General features: G+C 59.1%; 17 protein-coding genes. 7 read left to right on the forward strand and 10 right to left on the reverse strand.

Annotation, left to right across the window (positions count from 1 at the left end):
• Window positions 1–353: 353 nt before the first annotated feature.
• On the reverse strand, window positions 354–1,547 hold the full coding sequence (gene tyrS / locus BMX80_RS13225) for a tyrosine--tRNA ligase (RefSeq protein ID WP_074869276.1): 1,194 nt from the start codon (window positions 1,545–1,547) through the stop codon (window positions 354–356).
• A gap of 180 nt (window positions 1,548–1,727) precedes the next feature.
• On the opposite strand from tyrS, the gene BMX80_RS13230 reads away from it, so the two are divergent.
• Together BMX80_RS13230 and BMX80_RS13235 are read left to right on the forward strand one after the other, a co-directional pair.
• Complete coding sequence (locus BMX80_RS13230; RefSeq protein WP_074869279.1) at window positions 1,728–3,272, forward strand: OapA family protein; 1,545 nt, start codon at window positions 1,728–1,730, stop codon at window positions 3,270–3,272.
• A gap of 1 nt (window position 3,273) precedes the next feature.
• Window positions 3,274–4,368 carry an anhydro-N-acetylmuramic acid kinase gene (locus BMX80_RS13235; RefSeq protein WP_074869281.1) on the forward strand — a complete coding sequence of 365 codons (1,095 nt, stop codon included), beginning with the start codon at window positions 3,274–3,276 and terminating at the stop codon, window positions 4,366–4,368.
• 57 nt (window positions 4,369–4,425) lie between these two features.
• On the opposite strand, the gene erpA is transcribed toward BMX80_RS13235, so the two are convergent.
• From erpA to argC, 4 genes are all read right to left on the reverse strand, one after another.
• Window positions 4,426–4,776: an iron-sulfur cluster insertion protein ErpA gene (gene erpA, locus BMX80_RS13240; protein ID WP_071873386.1), complete on the reverse strand. Its 351-nt coding sequence runs from the start codon at window positions 4,774–4,776 to the stop codon at window positions 4,426–4,428.
• Window positions 4,777–4,843: 67 nt separating this feature from the next.
• Window positions 4,844–5,254 carry a bactofilin family protein gene (locus BMX80_RS13245; protein WP_074869284.1) on the reverse strand — a complete coding sequence of 137 codons (411 nt, stop codon included), beginning with the start codon at window positions 5,252–5,254 and terminating at the stop codon, window positions 4,844–4,846.
• A gap of 3 nt (window positions 5,255–5,257) precedes the next feature.
• Entirely contained in the window at window positions 5,258–5,998 is a 741-nt protein-coding gene (locus BMX80_RS13250) for a DUF6776 family protein (RefSeq protein ID WP_083394326.1), read from the reverse strand.
• Window positions 5,998–7,026, reverse strand: a complete 1,029-nt coding sequence (gene argC / locus BMX80_RS13255) for an N-acetyl-gamma-glutamyl-phosphate reductase (RefSeq protein WP_074869287.1) — start codon at window positions 7,024–7,026, stop codon at window positions 5,998–6,000. Before argC ends, BMX80_RS13250 begins: the two co-directional genes overlap by 1 nt.
• Window positions 7,027–7,104: 78 nt before the next feature.
• Between argC and BMX80_RS13260 the strand changes: the two genes are divergently transcribed.
• The 5 genes from BMX80_RS13260 (at window position 7,105) to BMX80_RS13280 (ending at window position 12,278) form a co-directional block, all read left to right on the forward strand.
• On the forward strand, window positions 7,105–8,832 hold the full coding sequence (locus BMX80_RS13260) for a chloride channel protein (protein ID WP_074869289.1): 1,728 nt from the start codon (window positions 7,105–7,107) through the stop codon (window positions 8,830–8,832).
• Between the two features lie 9 nt (window positions 8,833–8,841).
• The gene (gene hemJ / locus BMX80_RS13265; RefSeq protein ID WP_071873390.1) at window positions 8,842–9,270 is read left to right on the forward strand and encodes a protoporphyrinogen oxidase HemJ; all 429 of its coding nucleotides are present in this window, start codon (window positions 8,842–8,844) and stop codon (window positions 9,268–9,270) included.
• Between the two features lie 23 nt (window positions 9,271–9,293).
• On the forward strand, window positions 9,294–10,238 hold the full coding sequence (locus tag BMX80_RS13270; RefSeq protein WP_074869292.1) for an NAD(P)H-dependent flavin oxidoreductase: 945 nt from the start codon (window positions 9,294–9,296) through the stop codon (window positions 10,236–10,238).
• Between the two features lie 177 nt (window positions 10,239–10,415).
• Window positions 10,416–11,492 (forward strand): DUF805 domain-containing protein, encoded by a 1,077-nt coding sequence (locus tag BMX80_RS13275; protein WP_074869295.1) that lies wholly within the window; start codon window positions 10,416–10,418, stop codon window positions 11,490–11,492.
• Window positions 11,493–12,278 (forward strand): SDR family NAD(P)-dependent oxidoreductase, encoded by a 786-nt coding sequence (locus BMX80_RS13280; RefSeq protein WP_074869298.1) that lies wholly within the window; start codon window positions 11,493–11,495, stop codon window positions 12,276–12,278.
• Between the two features lie 100 nt (window positions 12,279–12,378).
• Here BMX80_RS13280 and parC read toward each other — a convergent pair whose 3' ends face one another.
• Genes parC through BMX80_RS13305 form a run of 5 tightly spaced genes read right to left on the reverse strand, consistent with a single transcriptional unit; the run spans window position 12,379 to window position 18,707 of the window.
• Entirely contained in the window at window positions 12,379–14,640 is a 2,262-nt protein-coding gene (parC, locus tag BMX80_RS13285) for a DNA topoisomerase IV subunit A (protein WP_074869301.1), read from the reverse strand.
• The gene (locus BMX80_RS13290) at window positions 14,637–15,185 is read right to left on the reverse strand and encodes a retropepsin-like aspartic protease family protein (protein WP_074869303.1); all 549 of its coding nucleotides are present in this window, start codon (window positions 15,183–15,185) and stop codon (window positions 14,637–14,639) included. The genes parC and BMX80_RS13290 overlap by 4 nt, the downstream gene beginning before the upstream one ends.
• Window positions 15,182–16,168 carry an esterase-like activity of phytase family protein gene (locus BMX80_RS13295; RefSeq protein WP_074869305.1) on the reverse strand — a complete coding sequence of 329 codons (987 nt, stop codon included), beginning with the start codon at window positions 16,166–16,168 and terminating at the stop codon, window positions 15,182–15,184. Before BMX80_RS13295 ends, BMX80_RS13290 begins: the two co-directional genes overlap by 4 nt.
• Window positions 16,168–18,057: a DNA topoisomerase IV subunit B gene (gene parE / locus BMX80_RS13300; RefSeq protein WP_071873397.1), complete on the reverse strand. Its 1,890-nt coding sequence runs from the start codon at window positions 18,055–18,057 to the stop codon at window positions 16,168–16,170. Before parE ends, BMX80_RS13295 begins: the two co-directional genes overlap by 1 nt.
• 23 nt (window positions 18,058–18,080) lie before the next feature.
• The gene (locus BMX80_RS13305; RefSeq protein ID WP_074869308.1) at window positions 18,081–18,707 is read right to left on the reverse strand and encodes a YqiA/YcfP family alpha/beta fold hydrolase; all 627 of its coding nucleotides are present in this window, start codon (window positions 18,705–18,707) and stop codon (window positions 18,081–18,083) included.
• Window positions 18,708–18,778: the final 71 nt, after the last annotated feature.

Consider the following 18,778-nt stretch of genomic DNA (forward strand, 5'->3'; position numbering starts at 1 on the left):
AAGAGCAATTTGGCTAAGCAGCTCGCTTAACCGAGGGCGCATTCTACAGCACCTCATTTCGCTGTCAAGCACTGTTTCGAAGAATTTTTTCTTTCGATTCAGCCACTTAAAAAAGCCACTCGTTAAAGCCGGCTTCGTCAGCGGGAGGCGCATTCTACACTGAGCAAGCTCTGTGTCAACACCTCATTTTCGAGCCTTTTCACACCTCGCCGAAGCGAGCCACAAAACCCTCAGGACAGCTCCTATTGCCGCCCCACCTCGCAAAAACCTTAACTAAGTCAATCAGTTACGACTCGCTGCGAAGTGGGGCGCATTATAGGGACGGCATTTTTGCGGTCAACTGTTTTTTGCAGTTATTTCAGCGTGATGCGCGCGAAGGCTTTTTTACCGGCCTGGCAAACGTGCGTCGCGCCTTGCTTGAAGAGGAAATCGCGATCAACCACTGCACCATCGATGCGCACGGAACCCGAAGCCAGCACATCACGTGCTGCCGCCGCATTCTTAACCAGACCCGCCTTATTAAGGATGGCGGAGATCGGCATATCGCCCTCGCCCTCTAACGTCACCTCGGGCAGATCTTCTGGCAGCTCTCCGTCTTTTAGGCGATTGCCCGCTGACTTATGGGCATTCTGCGCAGCCTCTTCACCATGGAAGCGCGCGACAAGCTCTTCCGCCAGCTTGATCTTGATATCGCGCGGATTAGCACCTGCCTCGACATCACGCTTGAACTGCTCGATTTCGTCCATGCTGCGGAAGCTCAGCAGCTCGAAGTAACGCCACATCAGCGTATCCGGCATGGAGACCAGCTTGTTGTACATGACGCCTGGCGCTTCTTGGATGCCTACATAGTTGCCCAGTGACTTGGACATCTTCTTCACCCCATCCAAGCCTTCCAACAACGGCATGGTCAGGATGATCTGCGGTTCCTGCCCGTAGGCACGTTGCAGTTCACGGCCCATCAGCAGGTTGAATTTCTGATCAGTGCCACCCAGCTCGACATCCGCCTTCAGTGCTACGGAGTCGTAGCCCTGCACTAGCGGGTAGAGAAACTCATGAATAGCAATCGACTGATTGGCCGCATAGCGCTTGGAAAAATCATCACGCTCCAGCATGCGCGCTACGGTGTGCTTGGCGGCTAACTGAATCAGCTCAGCCGAACTCATAGCGTCCATCCACGTAGAGTTAAACGCCACCTCGGTCTTAGCCGGATCGAGAATCTTGAACACCTGCTCTTTATAGGTCTCGGCGTTCTGCAGCACCTGCTCACGCGTCAACGGCTGACGGGTGACGTTCTTGCCGGTCGGGTCACCGATCATGCCGGTGAAGTCGCCAATCAGGAAGATCACCTGATGGCCCAGCTCTTGGAACTGGCGCAGCTTATTAATAAGCACCGTGTGACCCAAGTGCAGGTCCGGTGCGGTCGGATCGAAGCCGGCCTTAATGCGCAGTGGGCGCCCCTGCTTAAGTTTTTCGATCAATTCGTCTTCGACCAGAATCTCTTCAGACCCACGACGAATCAGCGCCAACTGATCATCCAGCGACTTCATTCTTATCCTCTTGAAAGAATCCACAGACACAAAGGGAACTCAGCTTACAATGCAGGGGACTAAAAACAAATCCGCCCGCCAAGCGGAAATGGGGGAACCATGACGTTTTGATGATTGATCAAACAAGCGTCTGGTTATATTTTATACAGTTATTGCATAACACCGGCCCTTTAAAGACCGATGAATTCTCGCCAGAAGAATAACAAGCCGTACTACCCGCGCAGTCATCTGCTCGCCGCCAGTGGCGTTGCCGCGCTTATGAGCCTGACGCTGTTGGTGTTTCCTTCGCGCGAAGTGGAAGCCAAACGTAGTTCGCCGCTTGAGTTAGACCTGCCCTTAGAAACGGCAGATATCGCAGACTCCCCAGCCCTAGCGCCGCAAAAACCTGAGGTTTTAAGCGCCAAAGCGGGTAACACGCATGCCGCCGCGCTTGATGATTCGGTACGTGAGTCTGTTGCAGAAAACAGCAGCGACGACGATAGCGAAAGCCGCGGTGGCCTGTTTGGCTTTTTCAGCAGCGATGACGACGACAGCGAAGAAACTACCGAGCTGCTCGATACGCCCGTTGAAGAAGATGAACAAGCGCTGCTGGCAGAGACGCCAGAGCCCGTCGCGCCGGCTGAGCCTGAATGGCTGAGCCTCGCGGTTGCCTCCGGTGAAACCCTCTCGACACTGTTTAATCGTGCTGGCCTGAGCGCTACCCAGCTGCATGCAGCGCTGAATAGCAGCAAAGACGCCAAGCAATTCACACGTTTGAAAGTCGGCCAAGTGCTGGAATTCCGCATTGAAGACGGCGAACTGCAGGCCATGCGTTCGCAACTGAACAAGCTAGCCAGCATTGAGCTCGCGCGTGAAGAAAAAGGCTTTAAGTTTCAGCGCCATGAAGTGAAGCCCGAGGTGCACACCCGTTACACCCAAGGTTCGATTGAGTCATCGCTGTTCTTGGCCGGCAAGCGCGCCGGCATGAGCCACGGCTTGGTCATGGAGCTGGCGAACATCTTCGGCTACGACATCGACTTTGCCCGTGAAATCCGCAAAGGCGATCACTTCGAGTTGGTTTACGAAGAGAAGCAAGTGGACGGCGAAAAAGTCGGCACCGGCGAAATTCTTGCCGCACGCTTTACCAACCGCGGCAAGGAATACCAAGCGGTTCGCTACACCAACAAGCAAGGCATCACCAGTTACTACCTGCCCAACGGGCAGTCGATGCGTAAAGCGTTTATTCGCACACCTGTGGACTTCGCGCGCATCAGCTCGCGCTTCTCCATGGGCCGCAAGCATCCGATTTTGAACAAGATCCGCGCCCACAAAGGTGTGGACTATGCCGCTCCGCGCGGCACGCCGATTAAGGCAGCGGGCGCCGGCAAGGTGATTCTGGCTGGCCGCAAAGGCGGCTACGGCAACACGGTGATCATTCAACACGGCGGCACCTACCGCACCCTGTATGCGCATATGAACGGCTTCGCCCGTGGCGTGCGCAATGGTGTGGCGGTCAAGCAAGGACAGGTGATCGGCTACATCGGCACCACCGGCTTGTCGACCGGCCCGCACTTGCATTACGAGTTCCTAGTTAACGGCGTGCACCGTGACCCGCTGTCGATCAAGCTGCCGATGGCTGACCCCATCGCCGCCAACGAAAAACAACGCTTCTTGCAGCAAACGCAACCACTGTTTGCTCAGCTGGAAAGCGGCAAGAAGACCTTGCTCGCCAAACGTTCGGAGTAACATGGCGCTTTATTTGGGGGTGATGTCGGGCACTAGTCTGGACGGTATCGACATCGCCCTAACCGACCTCTTGGGCCAGCCTCAGTTGCTGGCCCATTATTTTTCGCCCCTGCCAGAGGCCCTGCGCAGCGAGTTGTTAGCACTGTGCCAGAGCGGCCCCGATGAACTAGCCCGACAAGCCGTGGCCGGCAATGCGTGGGCCGAGTGTGTTGCCACAGGCATTAAACAGCTGCTCGCCGAGCAGAACTTAACCGCCGCCGACATCTGCGCCATAGGCAGCCACGGACAAACCGTGCGTCACGAACCTGCACGCGGCTTCAGTGTGCAAATTGGCGCGCCTGCTCTATTGGCCGAGTTGACCGGCATTAGCGTAGTCGCCGATTTTCGCAGTCGAGATATTGCCGCCGGCGGTCAAGGCGCACCATTGGTACCAGCGTTTCATCAGCAGTTATTTGCCGATGACATCGAAGTGCGCGCGCTGGTCAACATCGGCGGCTTTAGCAACCTGACCTTGCTCACCCCCGGCGCCGCCGTACAAGGCTTTGACTGCGGCCCGGGCAATGCGCTGATGGACGCGTGGATTCGCCTGCATCGCGGGCAAGATTACGACGCTGACGGTACTTGGGCGGCCAGCGGACACGTTAACCACACGCTACTGACCCAGCTACTGGAAGACCCCTTCTTCGCCCAGCGCGGCCCCAAAAGCACCGGGCGCGAATACTTTCACCCTGCATGGCTGCAAGCGCAGTTGAAGCGTTTTGGTGAGAAGCTGGAAGCGGTGGATATTCAGGCCACACTCTGTGCCCTCACGGCGCACTGCATTAGCCAAGCTTTGCTCGCGCAACAGCCGCAGTGTCAGCGTTTGCTGGTGTGCGGCGGCGGCGCGCACAACCGGCAGTTAATGGCACTACTGCAACAAGCTCTGCCAGCGCTCCATGTAGACACCACGCAAGCGCTCGGCGCTGATCCAGACTGGCTCGAGGCCATGGCTTTTGCTTGGCTGGCCAAATGCTGTGTCGATGGCACGCCGGGCAACCGCCCGGCGGTGACCGGCGCGCGCGGCTTGCGTGTTTTGGGGGCGATTTACCCTGCCTAAGGGACTCATCGCAGGCATTAAAAAAGCGCCCTAGGGCGCTTTTTTACCTTCAGCCGATCAAATCGAGAACGACTGACCGCAACCACAAGTGGTCGCTGCATTGGGGTTTTTAATCACAAAGCGCGAGCCTTCGAGGCCTTCCTGATAGTCGACCTCGGAGCCGGCCAAGTACTGGAAGCTCATCGGGTCGATCACCAAGCTGGCACCTTCGCGCTGGACGATGGTGTCATCATCGGCGACGTCTTCATCGAAGGTGAAACCGTACTGGAAGCCCGAGCAGCCGCCGCCGGTGACAAACACACGCAGCTTTAAGCGTGGGTTGCCTTCTTCTTCGATCAAGGTCTTCACCTTATTGGCCGCACCATTGGTGAAGATCAGAGGGGTCGGCTCAAAGGTTTCAACAGACATGTACTACTCTCCACGGGCCTAAGCCCTATCACAACGCGCTTATTATCCTGTTACCCGAGCAAAATGGTCAACTATTGACCAGCGCTTCTTCACTGCCGCTCGGCTGCACGGCTTCATCCCCCAGATAGCGCAGCTGACCTTCGACTTGCGCGCCCATGGCCATTTCCATCAGCCGATAGTGCAAGTTGCCGCGAATGCGTGCGGTGGCGCCCAGTTCGATGTGCTCTAGGGCAAATACATCGCCCTGCACTTCGCCGTTAATGATGATATGGGGCGCGCTCACTCGGCCTTCAACCCGGCCCTTGTCACTCACCCGCACTAAGCCTTGTTCGGCATTGATGGTGCCTTGCACGAAGCCATCCACCTGCAGCGCGCCGGCCAGTTCGATATCGCCTTTCAGCGCGGTGTTGTGGGCAATCACACTGGTTTGACCGGAAAACTGACTCATGTCGGCACGCGGATTTTTCTTGTTGAACACGACTTACTCCTGATTAATCCAGTCAAAGGTTCGCTCGATGGGCTGCTTCTGCCCGGCCACTACGGCCAAGATGCGAATACGCTGCGGCACAAAGCCCTCCGGCAAGCGTAGCTCGGCAAAACGCCCGGCTGCGGGGTACAGCTGATAATGCTTAAAGCCAAACTGGATGCCGTCTTTGCTCACCTGTTCAGAGAGCTCATGCAGCGGCATACGTTTGGCTTTGTTGCCCTCTTGGCCGAGCACTTCAATCTTCAATTGGCCCTTGAGTGATTTTTCGTCATCGCCCAAGCGGCTGAGCATGAACTTATAGCGGAACAACTGCGCATCGTCCGTGGGCTGTAGCTCAAAGGCGTGAATGGTTAAACCATCGCGACGGCTACCCGGCGCCACGGCCTCTTTGTAGAAGGCCAAGTCTTGCTGCAGCTGAAACACTTCCGCTTCCAGCATTTTGATGGTTTGCCGGCTTTGCTCGGTGGCTTGCTGCGCCAGGCGGCCACCACTTTCGAGCACAGCTTGGCGCTGCATTAGGGTTTGCTCGGCCTCTTCCGACTGGGCCAAGCGCTCGACCAGCGCGTCGTGACCATCCAATGCTGCGCCCACTTCGTAATCGCGCCACTGATAGCCGGCGTACACCGCCAACGGCAGCAGCACCGCCGCCAGCAGCAGGACGGCGTTTTTCCACCGCCCCTGTCCCGGCTGTACAACCCTGACTTGCCAATCGGCTTGCTGACGTTTCTTCGCCATTAGGGCAGCAACGCCACATGACCAAGACCAGCTTGCTCATCCAGACCAAACATCAGGTTCATGTTGTGCACCGCCTGCCCTGCGGCCCCTTTGACCAAGTTGTCGATGGCCGAGAGGATCACCACAGTGTCGCCGTCTTGCGGGCGATGAATAGCGATGCGGCAACGGTTGCTGCCCTTCACGCTGCGGGTTTCTGGATGGCTGCCAGCAGGCATCACATCGACGAATACCTCGTTGGCGTAACGCTGCTCGTACAAGGCTTGCAGATCGACACTGCGGTCCGGCACTTGCGCATACAAAGTAGCGTGAATGCCGCGAATCATCGGGGTGAGATGCGGCACAAAGGTCAGGCCGATCTCATGCCCAGCGGCGCGCGCCAAGCCTTGGCGAATTTCTGGCAGGTGACGATGGCCCGGCACGCCGTAGGCCTTAAAGTTTTCCGAGGCCTCACACAACAAGCTGCCCAAGTGAGTCTGCCGACCGGCGCCGCTGACACCGGATTTACAGTCAGCCACAAGATCGCCACGAATCAGGCCTTGCTCTACCAGCGGCAAGAAGCCCAACTGCACCGCCGTGGGGTAGCAGCCTGGGTTCGCCACCAAGCGCGCCTCGCGCACCTTAGCGCGGTTAATTTCCGGCAGGCCGTAGACCGCCTCGGCCAGAATGTTTTCGCAGGCGTGCGGCATGCCGTACCACTTCTCCCACACCGCAGGGTCACTCAGGCGGAAGTCAGCGGCCAAGTCGACCACTTTCACGCCTGCTTCGAGCAGCTCGGGCACTTGCTGCATAGCAATGCCGTTGGGCGTGGCGAAGAACACCAAGTCGCATTGTTTGAGGGTGTTGACGTCTGGCTGGCTGAAAGCCAAATCCAGATGACCGCGCAAATTGGGGTACATATCCGCCACAGGCAGCCCCGCCTCAGAGCGGGAAGTGATAACCTCAAGCTGCACATCCGGGTGCTGAACCAGCAGGCGCAACAGCTCTACGCCGGTATACCCTGTTCCGCCAACGATACCTACCTTGATCATCTCTGCCTCCCGGATACGCTAAAAATAAGGCATGCATAATAAAGCGCCACGCGGCGCGCAGCAAAAGGCTGACTTTGCGTGAAGTTGCACGTTCGTCCCGTTTTAGACCGTTTTCGCGAACAACTGGCGTCGGTAGAGGCTGCGCCACAGTTGGCCTTGCTGGGTTTATTGGCCGGTTTAGTGACGGGCTTTGTGGTACTGCTGTTTCGCGCCTCGGTAGAAGGCATCTTGGAGGCCATCAACGGCAGCCAAGCCGAAGCCTTTGAAAACCTCGACCCGCTGTGGCGCCTTGCTCTGCCGGTTATTGGTGCGGTGCTGATCGCCCTATACCTGTGGAAACAAAGCGACGCTGACCGCCGTATGGGCATCGCCCATGTGCTGGAGCGCTTCTCGCACCACCAAGGCTATTTCAACCTGCGTAGCCTAATTAACCAGTTCAACCTTGGCGTGATGACCTTAGGCAGCGGCTTTTCCGTCGGCCGTGAAGGCCCCGCCGTGCACTTAGGCGCCGCTGCCAGCAGCTTGATCGGCCAGTGGATGCGTTTGCCGAATAACTCGATGCGCACCTTGGTTGGCTGTGGCGCTGCGGCGGCGATTGCCGCTTCGTTTAACACTCCGCTGGCCGGGGTGATCTTCGCTATCGAAATTATCTTGTTGGATTTCAGCCTCGCCAGCCTGTTGCCTCTCACCCTTGCCGCCGTCACCGGCGCTTTGATGTCGCAGTTGGTGTATGGCTCCGGCAGTGTGATCAACGTGCCGCCTTTGGCGCTCGGCAGTCTGTGGGAGGTGCCGTGGCTGGTGGTCTGTGGCATGGCTCTTGGCGGGCTCGGGGCGATGTTTTCTTGGTGCTTGCTGTTTTGCCAACGCTGGGCGCGCGGGCCGTTTTTTATCCGCCTGATTGGCATCGGCGTGCTCACCGGCGCCGTCGGCTGGTTTCTGCCGCAGGCCATGGGCATGGGTTACGACAGCCTTAACGCCGCGCTGATCGGCCAGTTATCACTCGGCGTGCTGCTCGCCTTGGCACTGGTAAAAACCTTGCTCACCGCCACCAGCATTGGCTTGGGTTTACCGGCTGGGCTGATCTCGCCAATTCTGGTCTGTGGCGCCTGTTTAGGCGGCGCGCTGGGTTTAATTGGCCAAGAGCTGTTTGGCCTGCGCTCACCCAGCGGTTTGTACGCCATGCTCGGCATGGCGGCCGCGATGGGCGCCATTCTGCAAGCGCCACTGGCGGCGCTGATTGCTCTGCTGGAGCTCACCCACAACCCCAATATCGTCTTCCCCGGCATGTTGGTGGTGGCCATCGCCAACCTGACCACCAGCCAAGTTCTTGGCCAAGGCTCAGTATTCTTACAGTCGCTGCGCCAGCAAGGCATCGGCATTCGCTTTAGCCCGCAAGTGCAAGCCATGCAGGCGGTGGGGGCCAGCACACTGATGGAGCGCGACTTTATCTGCCTGCCACGGCACGTTGAGCTGGCCCATGCCAAAGACCTGTTTGCCAAGCGCCTGCCGCGCTGGATTATCGTCGAGCGCGACGACAAGCCCGTCGCCCTGCTGCGCGCCGCCGACCTCGCCAGCCAGCTGGAGCTAGAGCACAACGCGCCGCTGGATTTGCTCAGCATGCCCGGCGAACGCCGCGACCTGTGTATGCTGCCGATGCAAGCCACCGTACAAGAAGCCCTCGATGCACTGAGCAATCAAGGCCATGAAGTGCTGTGTTTGATGGTCCGCCGTCGACGCAGCGCGCCGCGCCCCGCCGGCGTGGTGACCCGTGAAGCCCTCGACCACTATTACCAACTCAACCGCTAAGGAAGTTCCATGCTGTATTTGTGGCTCAAAGCCCTGCACCTGATCGCCATGGTCTGCTGGTTCGCCGGCTTGTTCTACTTGCCGCGCCTGTTTGTCTATCACGCCATGAGCGACGACCAGCCCAGCCGCGAGCGCTTTAAGATCATGGAGCGCAAGCTGTATCGCGGCATCATGCTGCCGTCGATGATTGTCACGGTGCTGGCCGGCGCGGCGCTGCTGTACCTCAACTACCCCTACTACTTAAGCCAAGGGTGGATGCACGCCAAGCTGACCTTAGTGTTCGTATTGATTGGTTATCACCATGTGTGCGGCGCACAGATGAAGCGCTTCGCCCGTGATGAAAACACCCGTGGTCACGTGTTCTACCGTTGGTTTAACGAAGTGCCGGTGCTGTTCCTGCTGGCGATTGTCATTTTGGTGGTGGTGCGTCCGTTCTAACCGCCCCGTTTAAGGAGAAACCCATGGCCTTACCGCAAGCTCTACACAACCTGCGCCTGCCATTGATTGCAGCGCCGATGTTTCTGGTTTCCAACCCTAACCTGGTGCTTGGCTGCTGCCGCGCCGGCATCGTCGGCAGCTTTCCGGCGCTTAACCAGCGCACTAGCGAAGGCTTTGAGCAGTGGCTGGAAGAAATCCAAGCCGGGCTTAACGCCAGCCAGTGCACCACGCCGTACGCCGTCAACCTGATCGTGCACCACAGCAATCCCCGCCTGCAGGCCGACTTAGAACTGTGCGTGAAGCACAAAGTACCGCTGATCATCACCAGCCTCGGCGCGGTGAAAGAAGTGGTCGACGCCGTGCACAGCTACGGCGGCTTAGTGTTCCACGATGTCACCAACAAGCGTCACGCCAAGAAAGCCGCTGAGGCTGGCGTAGACGGTTTGATTTGCGTGAGCGGCGGCGCTGGCGGGCATGCCGGCACTTTGAACCCCTTTGCGCTGATCAATGAAGTGCGCGAGTTCTTCGACAAAACCGTGCTACTGGCCGGCTGCTTAAACCACGGCCACGACATTCTGGCCGCGCAAGCCATGGGCGCCGACTTGGCCTACGCCGGCACGCGCTTTATCGCCACCCAAGAGAACGGTGCCAGCGCCGAATACCAGCAAATGCTGTTGGACGCGCAGTCTGGCGACATCATTCACACCCCGGCGGTTTCCGGCGTACCAGCCAGCTTTATGCGCCAGAGCTTAGAAAAGGCCGGCTATGACCTCGCCAAGCTGAACGACAAAGGCGATGTTAACTACGGCGAAAAACTCAAACCCGTGGATGACGAAGCCAAAGCGTGGAAGACCGTGTGGTCGGCCGGCCAAGGCGTGAGCGGCATTCACGACATTCCCAGCGTGGCCGACCTCGTGCAGCGCATGGAAGACGAATACCGCGCCGCCCGCGCTCGTTTGGCCTTGTGAGTGGGACTGGGGAGCGGCTAACCAGCCCTCCCCCATGCTGGCACTGTGCTTGCTTTTAACCTGCCGCGCAGCCCGCGCCAGCAGCCATCATCCCCCGCACGAGGGGCTGACAGTGCACCAGTACGGCGTTAACCTGTGCGCGGGAAATTACAAAAACCATCGCACAAGGGAATCAGGATGAGCGACGTTCGCTACAAGATCATGTTTTCTGGGGAGCTGATGCCTGACTTCGATCTGGCTCAGGTAGAACAAAACTTAGCTCAGCTGTTCAAGTCAGATATCGACAAAATCCGTCAGCTGTTCTCCGGCAAACCGGTCGCGCTGAAGCGAGATTTAAGCGGCGCCCAAGCCGAAAAATACCTCACCGCCTTGCAACGTGCCGGCGCCAAAGTCAGCAAAGAAAATGACTTAGCCTCGGCCCTGAGTTTAGTCGCCACTGACGATCATCCTGAACCAGAACCACAAACGGCCAGCGCATCGCCGGCCATGCAGGCGCAAGCCGATGACCGCATGAGCTGCCCTAAGTGCGGTTTCGAGCAACCCAAAGCCGCCGAGTGCTCCGGCTGCGGCATCATCATCGAAAAATTCCTCGCCCGTCAGACCGAGTTTGAAGCCAGCATTCAGCCGGCTACCAGCAGCGCAGCCTCGCCCTATGCCACCCCGCAAGCGGCGGTGTATGACAACACCGGCGAAGAAGGCGAGCTGAAATACCTAAACTTCGACGGCCGCATTGGGCGCCTGCGCCTGCTGGCGTGGAACCTACTGTTAGTCCTCGTGGCCTATGCCATCATCGGCGTCGCCGCCGGCATGGTGATTGGCGACTTCCTCGCCCCGCTGGGCTGGTTGATCGGCATCGCGGCCTTTATCGCCTCTATGGTTTACTCGGTCAGCTTCAGCGTGCAGCGTCTGCACGACATCGGCTGGAGTGGGTGGTTGGTGCTGCTCAACTTCGTACCGTTTGTGAACATCGTCTTCCCCTTCCTGATGCTCTTCATGCCCGGCACTCAAGGCCCGAACCGCTTCGGCCCACCGCCGCCAGCCAATAGCACAGGGGTTAAAGTTGCCGCCGGCATCTTTATCGTGATTCTGGTGATTGTGCCGATCACAATGGCGATCAGCCTGCCTGCCTACATGGCCTACATGGAAAACGCCGGCATGATGGGCGGTGAAGGCATGGAGGGTATGGAGGGCATGGAAGGCTTCGACGAAGAGGCCTTCTTGGAATACCAACAGCAACTCGAACAGCAGCAATAAGTGACGGCCTTTGCCTTAGTCACAGGCGCCAGCTCCGGTCTTGGGCTGGCGTTGGCTGAAGCGCTCGCTCGCCAAGGGCGGGCGCTAATGCTGCTGGCCCGCAACAAAGAACAACTGCACCAGATTGCCAACGAACTGCAACGTCGCTTTGGCGTTGAGGTGTTGGTGCGCGCCTGCGACCTGAGCAAGCCACTGCAAGTCACCGGCTTGATTCAAGAAGTGGAAGAGTCTGGCTTAGCCATCGACCTGCTGGTGAATAACGCGGGCCTTGGCACCGCCGGCGCGTTTCTCGCTCAAGAGTGGGCCGACGAAAAGCAAGAACTGGAAGTCAACATTCTCGCCCTCACCCAGCTGTGCCATGGCATTGGTGGGCTGATGGCGCGGCAAAGCGGCGGGCAGATTCTCAATGTCGCCTCCGCTGCGGCCTTCCAGCCCGGCCCGTGGATGAGCAGCTACTACGCCAGCAAAGCCTATGTGCTGAATTTCTCCGAAGGGTTACGCGAAGAACTCAAACCCTTAGGGATTGGCGTCAGCGTGTTGTGCCCCGGCCCCACGCGTACGCACTTCTTCGCTCAAGCCGGTATCGACGCCAGCAAACTGGACAACTCGCCGCTGATGATGAGCGCCGATCAGGTCGCACTGATTGCCGTGCGCGGGCTGGCAAAAAATCGCGCGATTATTATCCCCGGCCTGTTTAACAAGCTGCTGACCCTAACCCCGCGTTTGGCGCCGCGCTGGGTGGTGCGCCGCTTGGCTGGGCGTATCAATCGGATGTTTGTGCACTGAGCATGCACACTACTGAGCCACTGATTAAAACAACAGCTCCCTGACCCTCTAAACAACCACGCCGAGCATTGCTCGGCGTGGTTGTTTTTAGCACGGCGGCTTAAGCCTCCGGCGCATTCACCTCAAGGCGATCGACCTTCTGGAAGCCACGCGGCAGCTTATTACCCCGGCGGCCACGCTCACCTTGGTAATGCACCAAGTCGTCGGGCTTTAAGGTCAGATTGCGCTTGCCGGCTTGCAACACTAAGCTTGCGCCCTCGGGCACCACGGCCAGATCCACCAGTAACTCTTCACGCTTACTGGCGCGATCGGTCGGAATGCCGATGATCTTATTGCCCCTACCCTTCGACAGCTGCGGCAAGTCGGCCACTTTAAACAGCAGCAGACGGCCTTCGCTGGTTACTGCGGCGAGCAAATCGTTTTCAAGCTTGTGCAGCGGTTTGGGCGGCATCACCCGAGCGTTATCGGGCAAGTTAAGCAGCGCCTTGCCGGCCTTGTTTTTCGCCAGTAAATCGGCGCCCTTCACCACAAAACCGTAACCGGCATCGCTGGCGACGATCAGCAGCGTTTCATCTTCAGGCAGCAAGACATGCTCGAAGCTCGCACCCGCCGGTGGCTGCAAGCGACCAGTCAGCGGCTCGCCCTGCCCACGTGCGGATGGCAAGCTGTGCGCGGCCAGCGAATAACTACGCCCCGTGGTATCGAGGAACACCGCTTGTTGATTAGAGCGGCCGATAGCACTGCCCAGATAACTGTCGCCGGCTTTATACGACAGCGCAGCGGCGTCCACATCGTGGCCCTTAGCGCAGCGCACCCAGCCTTTTTCCGACAACACCACAGTGACCGGCTCGGTGGGCATTAGGTCGGCTTCGGACAGCGCTTTGGCTTCGGCACGCACCACCAGCGGGGAGCGGCGCTCGTCGCCATAGGTTTCGGCATCGGCAATCAGTTCTTCGCGTACTAAATTGCGCAGCTTGCCTTCGTTACCCAGCAGCGCCAGCAGTTCGGCGCGCTCTTTAGCGAGCGCATCTTGCTCGCCGCGAATCTTCATTTCTTCGAGGCGCGCTAACTGACGCAAGCGGGTATCGAGAATGTAATCGGCTTGCACTTCGGTGAGGCCAAAGCGCTCCATCAGCACCGGCTTGGGCTGATCCTCGGTGCGGATGATGTGGATCACTTCGTCGAGGTTTAAGAAGGCAATCAGCAAGCCTTCCAACAGGTGCAAACGCCGCTCGACCTTATCTAAGCGGAACTCCAAACGGCGGCGCACGGTGCCGATGCGGTACACCAGCCATTCGCTGAGCAGCTCTTTGAGGCCCTTCACTTGCGGGCGACCGTCGAGGCCGATCACGTTGAGGTTAACCCGGTAGCTGGACTCTAAATCGGTGGTGGCAAACAGGTGACGCATCAGCTCTTGCAGGTCGATGCGGTTAGAGCGCGGCACAATCACGATGCGGGTGGGGTTCTCGTGATCGGATTCGTCACGCAAGTCGCTAACCATCGGCAGCTTTTTGGCCTGCATTTGCCCAGCGATTTGCTCCAGCACCTTAGCGCCAGACACCTGATGCGGCAGCGCGGTGACTACCACTTCGCCATCTTCAATGCAGTACACGGCACGCATACGCACCGAGCCACGGCCGGTGGTGTACATCTTCTGCAGGTCTTCCGCCGCGGTGATGATCTCCGCTTCGGTAGGGAAGTCCGGCCCCGGCACGTGTTCCATCAGCTGTTCAAGGCTGGTCTCGGGCTGCTCCAGCAAGCGCACGCACGCGGCCGCCACTTCGCGCAGGTTATGCGGCGGCACGTCGGTGGCCATGCCCACGGCGATGCCGGTGGTGCCGTTGAGCAGCAGGTTAGGTAAGCGCGCCGGCAACACTTGCGGCTCGTCCATGGTACCGTCGAAGTTGGGCTGCCAATCCACCGTGCCTTGGCCCAGCTCATTGAGCAGCACTTCGGAGTAACGCGACAAACGTGCTTCGGTATAACGCATGGCGGCGAAGGATTTCGGGTCGTCCGGCGCACCCCAGTTACCTTGGCCGTCGACCAGCGGATAGCGGTACGAGAACGGCTGCGCCATCAGCACCATGGCCTCATAACAGGCGCTATCACCGTGCGGGTGGTACTTACCCAGCACATCACCGACAGTACGCGCCGACTTCTTGTGCTTGGAGTCGGCACTCAAGCCCAGCTCGCTCATGGCATAGACAATGCGCCGCTGCACGGGCTTTAAGCCGTCGCCGATATGCGGCAAAGCGCGGTCCATGATCACGTACATCGAGTAGTTGAGGTACGCCTGCTCGGTAAAGTCGGCCAGCGAGCGGCGCTCAACGCCTTCGAGGCTCAGGTCTTGGGTATCACTCATTGGTGGGCTTCCCGTGTTGTTGCCGCCAAACGCAGGCGTAGTTCGTCGCCGCGTTGGGTAAATTCCAATTGTTTTAACGCGCTCATGCCGAGCAACACTTCGTGGCCGGCCAAATTCGGCGCCACGGTGGCGCGCACATCAAATAAGCGCAGATCGCCTAAGGTGAGGCGCTTAAGCACCGTGCGATAACCACGGCTAATGCCGTTGGCGGTGGCCAGCTCGACGGGCAGACCTTCTTCCAACTGCAACTCGGCAGCGAGGCTTTCGGGGATTGCCACATCGGTGGCGCCGGTATCCAGCAGATACACCACAGCCACGCCGTTGATGGTGCCGGAAGCCACGTAATGGCCCTGTCGATTGCGCTTAAGCACCACCTCAACACTGCCGTCGCTGAGCTGCTCGCTGACCGGCACACTGTTGGGGTTGAGCTGTTTTTTCTCCCACTGGGCGAAAAACTGCACGGCCAAGGCCATACCGATAATCCACGCGATGATCATCATCGCGCGGCCCTGTTTGCGTACGCCGTCTGGCGGGGCTTCGCTCATCGGGCCATCCAGCCGCCTTGCGGCAGGTTAAAGCGGAACAAATACGGTCGCGTGTCGCCATCACTCAGGCGTGCTTTATCGCCGTTATCGATACCTACCCAAGCGCCTTCGGCGTCTAGGCTCATGGCCTCGGCCACGCCATAGGGGGTGTTGTAGCGGTATTGGTCATCTTGCAGGGTTTCGGCAAAACCCCAGCAGCGCTGCAGTTCGCCCTTGGCGGTATCGCGGCGACAAATGCGGTGCTCAGAGCGCTCTAGGGTAAACAAGCGCTGCTGATACAGGCTCAGCGCGGTGTAGTCCAAAGCAATCGGCGCACTGACACCATCCCACGCTGCACGAGTGCCGGCATCGACACTCAGCACACAAGCGCTGCTGCACTGCCAGCCCTTGCTGGTGTTCTGCACGCTGAGCAAACCGCGCGGTTCGCGCTCGGCAGCCAGCCACAACTGTTGTCCATCGGGGCTAACGGCCAAGCCTTCGGCGTAGGCGTTAAAGCGCTGAAACAAGCCGCGTGCACGGGCTTGCGACCAAAGCTTTTTCGGCAACCGCAGCCATTCGGCTTTACCGTTGCGAGCAAGTTTGAGCACCGCGACACGGCTTTCGCTGACCAAATACAGGTTGCCGTCTTGGTCGCAGTCCATGCCTTCAAAATCTAATTCGCCGCCGCGTAACTGCGCCGCCAACCAGTTGCGCGCCCGCATGCCGAACGGTAGCGGGCTCGGCGGGCTGGGCGGCAAGGCAAACATCAGCGCCTCGGCACGTAGCACCTCGCCGTCTTCACGCAGGCGAAACACCGCATCATCGACGCGATCCGAAATAGCCCACAGCTGGCCACGACACTCAGTCACGCCGGATAAATTGCCGCCAAACAGACCTTCCACTGGCCATGCCTTAGCCAGCTGCAATTGCGGCCAAGTGGCTTCTTCGGCATGGCTGTTAAGCGCCAGCGCAGTGAGCGCCAGCGCCAGCAAACCACGCCGCATTAGCCCAGCACCTCGGCCAGATTGCCTTTGCTTTCGAGCCAGCTTTTGCGGTCGCCGGAGCGTTTTTTCGCCAGCAGCATGTCCATGATCTCCAGCGTGCCTTGTTCGTCATCCAAGGTTAGCTGCACCAAGCGGCGGGTGTTGGGGTCCATGGTGGTTTCGCGCAGCTGCAGCGGGTTCATCTCACCCAAGCCTTTAAAGCGGGTGACTTGCGGCTTGCCGCGTTTTTTCTCGGCAGTGATGCGCTCGAGAATGCCGTCCCGCTCGGGCTCATCCAGGGCGTAAAACACCTCTTTGCCGAGGTCGATACGGAACAGCGGTGGCATGGCAACGAACACATGGCCGGCCTCGACCAGCGGGCGGAAATGCTGCACGAACAAAGCGCACAGCAAGGTGGCGATGTGCAGACCGTCGGAGTCGGCATCGGCGAGGATGCAGATCTTGCCGTAGCGCAGCTGAGTTAAATCCGCCGCGCCGGGGTCAACGCCGATGGCCACGGCGATGTCGTGCACTTCTTGGCTGCCGAGCACTTCGCCGGCGTCAACTTCCCAGGTATTCAGAATCTTGCCGCGCAGCGGCATGATGGCTTGGAACTCTTTATCGCGCGCTTGTTTGGCACTGCCGCCGGCGGAGTCACCTTCCACCAAGAACAGCTCGCTGCGGCGCGGGTCTTGACCCACACAATCAGCCAATTTGCCGGGCAATGCTGGGCCTTGGGTGATCTTTTTCCGCTCGACTTTTTTGCCGGCTTTTAAGCGTCGGCTGGCGTTGCTGATCGCCAATTCGGCCAGCTGCTGACCTATGTCGGCGTGCTGGTTGAGCCACAGGCTGAAGGCGTCTTTGACGATGCCAGAAACAAACGCGGCGGCTTCGCGCGACGACAGTCGCTCTTTGGTTTGCCCGGAGAACTGCGGCTCCTGCATCTTCATCGACAGCACGTAGCTGATGCGTTCCCAGACATCTTCCGGCGCTAGCTTGACGCCACGCGGCAGCAAGTTACGGAATTCGCAGAACTCGCGCAGCGCATCCAGCAGGCCTTGGCGCAGGCCATTGACATGGGTGCCGCCTTGCGCGGTGGGAATCAAGTTAACGTAGCTTTCCTGCAGGCTTTCACCGCCTTCTGGCAGCCACAGCACGGCCCAGTCGCAGGCTTCCTTATTACCTGCCATGGAGCCATGGAACGGCACTTCGGGCAGGCGCTCGGCTTCGCCGATGCTATCGAGCAAATAGGCGCGCAGGCCGTCTTGGTAGTGCCATTCGAGCACTTCACCGCTGTTACGGTCATCGAATACCACTTTCAGGCCCGGACACAGCACGGCCTTGGCCTTGAGCAGGTGCTTTAAGCGGCTGACGGAAAACTTCGGCGAATCGAAATACTGCGCATCCGGCCAGAAGTGCACAGTGGTGCCAGTGTTGCGCTTGCCGACGCTGCCGACCACGGCCAACTCGCTGGCTTTAAAGCCGTTCTCGAAGGCCATCTGGTATTCCTGACCATCGCGCTTAACCCGCACCTCAACGCGATTCGACAGGGCGTTGACCACCGAGATACCCACGCCGTGCAAACCGCCGGAGAACTGGTAGTTCTTATTGGAGAACTTACCGCCGGCGTGCAGCTTGGTGAGGATCAGCTCGACGCCGCAAATGCCTTCTTCGGGGTGAATATCCACCGGCATGCCTCGACCATCGTCGCTGACTTCCAGCGAGTTATCGGCGTGCAGCACGACCGTCACGCAGCTGGCGTGACCGGCCAGCGCTTCGTCGACGCTGTTGTCGATGACTTCTTGCGCAAGATGGTTGGGGCGTGCGGTGTCGGTGTACATGCCCGGGCGCTTGCGCACCGGATCGAGGCCGGAGAGGACTTCAATAGCGTCGGCGTTATAACTGGTCATAGGCCTTTCTTGTACGTGGTCGATTAACGCAATTGGCTGGGGTTAGCGGGGTTTTGCCACACGCTTGGCGGCCAGCCAGCAAAGGCCAACAGCGCCGGAATGTGTGCGGCAAAGTGGCGAAATCCGTGCTCGCCGCCGGGCTCTACCCGCAGCGCGCAGCCTCGGTAATAGGCCACTGCATCGCGATAATCGAGGGTTTCATCCTGGGTTTGCAACCATACCTGATAGCGCTGCCCGGCGCACGGCGGCGGGCACTGCAAGGCGTTGATTTCGTCGACAAAGTCTTGCGTCAGCTGCCACGTTTCGCCGCTGTGATAGTTGCGCTGCTCCCCCAAGTAATCACTCACCCAGCGCGACGGCGCCACGGCAGGGTTAATCAGCAAGGCTTTCAGGCCATGCTTCTCGGCCAGTGCGGTGGCGTAGTAGCCGCCTAAGGAGCTGCCGATTAGCACCGGCGGCACGACCTCTTGCGCCATGCGCTGCTCAATCAGCGCCAGCGCTTGGGCGGGGCTGTGCGGTAATTGCGGGGCGTATAAGCGTTCGGCGTGGCCAAGCTTGCTCAGTGCGTCCTGTAAAAGACGCACTTTGAGTGACTGCGGCGAGCTGTTAAAGCCATGCAGGTAGATGAGTAACGGTAAATCGGCGCTCACGCGGTGGGCTCCAACGACTCTGACAGGCCGCCTACCTTAGCAGCTCGCCTTAGCGCTGGGGACTGTCACCG

This window comes from Atopomonas hussainii (genome assembly GCF_900109735.1).
Taxonomy (GTDB): Bacteria; Pseudomonadota; Gammaproteobacteria; order Pseudomonadales; family Pseudomonadaceae; genus Atopomonas; species Atopomonas hussainii.

What these genes read in the sequence shown, in the direction of transcription:
- BMX80_RS13250 (WP_083394326.1), bottom strand. Translation starts at nt 5,998, where the DNA reads ATGGCGAAGAAACGTCAGCAAGCCGATTGGCAAGTCAGGGTTGTACAG.
- BMX80_RS13290 (WP_074869303.1), bottom strand. Translation starts at nt 15,185, where the DNA reads ATGAGCGAAGCCCCGCCAGACGGCGTACGCAAACAGGGCCGCGCGATG.
- tyrS (WP_074869276.1), bottom strand. Translation starts at nt 1,547, where the DNA reads ATGAAGTCGCTGGATGATCAGTTGGCGCTGATTCGTCGTGGGTCTGAA.
- hemJ (WP_071873390.1), top strand. Translation starts at nt 8,842, where the DNA reads ATGCTGTATTTGTGGCTCAAAGCCCTGCACCTGATCGCCATGGTCTGC.
- BMX80_RS13275 (WP_074869295.1), top strand. Translation starts at nt 10,416, where the DNA reads ATGAGCGACGTTCGCTACAAGATCATGTTTTCTGGGGAGCTGATGCCT.
- BMX80_RS13235 (WP_074869281.1), top strand. Translation starts at nt 3,274, where the DNA reads ATGGCGCTTTATTTGGGGGTGATGTCGGGCACTAGTCTGGACGGTATC.
- parC (WP_074869301.1), bottom strand. Translation starts at nt 14,640, where the DNA reads ATGAGTGATACCCAAGACCTGAGCCTCGAAGGCGTTGAGCGCCGCTCG.
- erpA (WP_071873386.1), bottom strand. Translation starts at nt 4,776, where the DNA reads ATGTCTGTTGAAACCTTTGAGCCGACCCCTCTGATCTTCACCAATGGT.
- BMX80_RS13230 (WP_074869279.1), top strand. Translation starts at nt 1,728, where the DNA reads ATGAATTCTCGCCAGAAGAATAACAAGCCGTACTACCCGCGCAGTCAT.
- argC (WP_074869287.1), bottom strand. Translation starts at nt 7,026, where the DNA reads ATGATCAAGGTAGGTATCGTTGGCGGAACAGGGTATACCGGCGTAGAG.
- parE (WP_071873397.1), bottom strand. Translation starts at nt 18,057, where the DNA reads ATGACCAGTTATAACGCCGACGCTATTGAAGTCCTCTCCGGCCTCGAT.
- BMX80_RS13295 (WP_074869305.1), bottom strand. Translation starts at nt 16,168, where the DNA reads ATGCGGCGTGGTTTGCTGGCGCTGGCGCTCACTGCGCTGGCGCTTAAC.
- BMX80_RS13270 (WP_074869292.1), top strand. Translation starts at nt 9,294, where the DNA reads ATGGCCTTACCGCAAGCTCTACACAACCTGCGCCTGCCATTGATTGCA.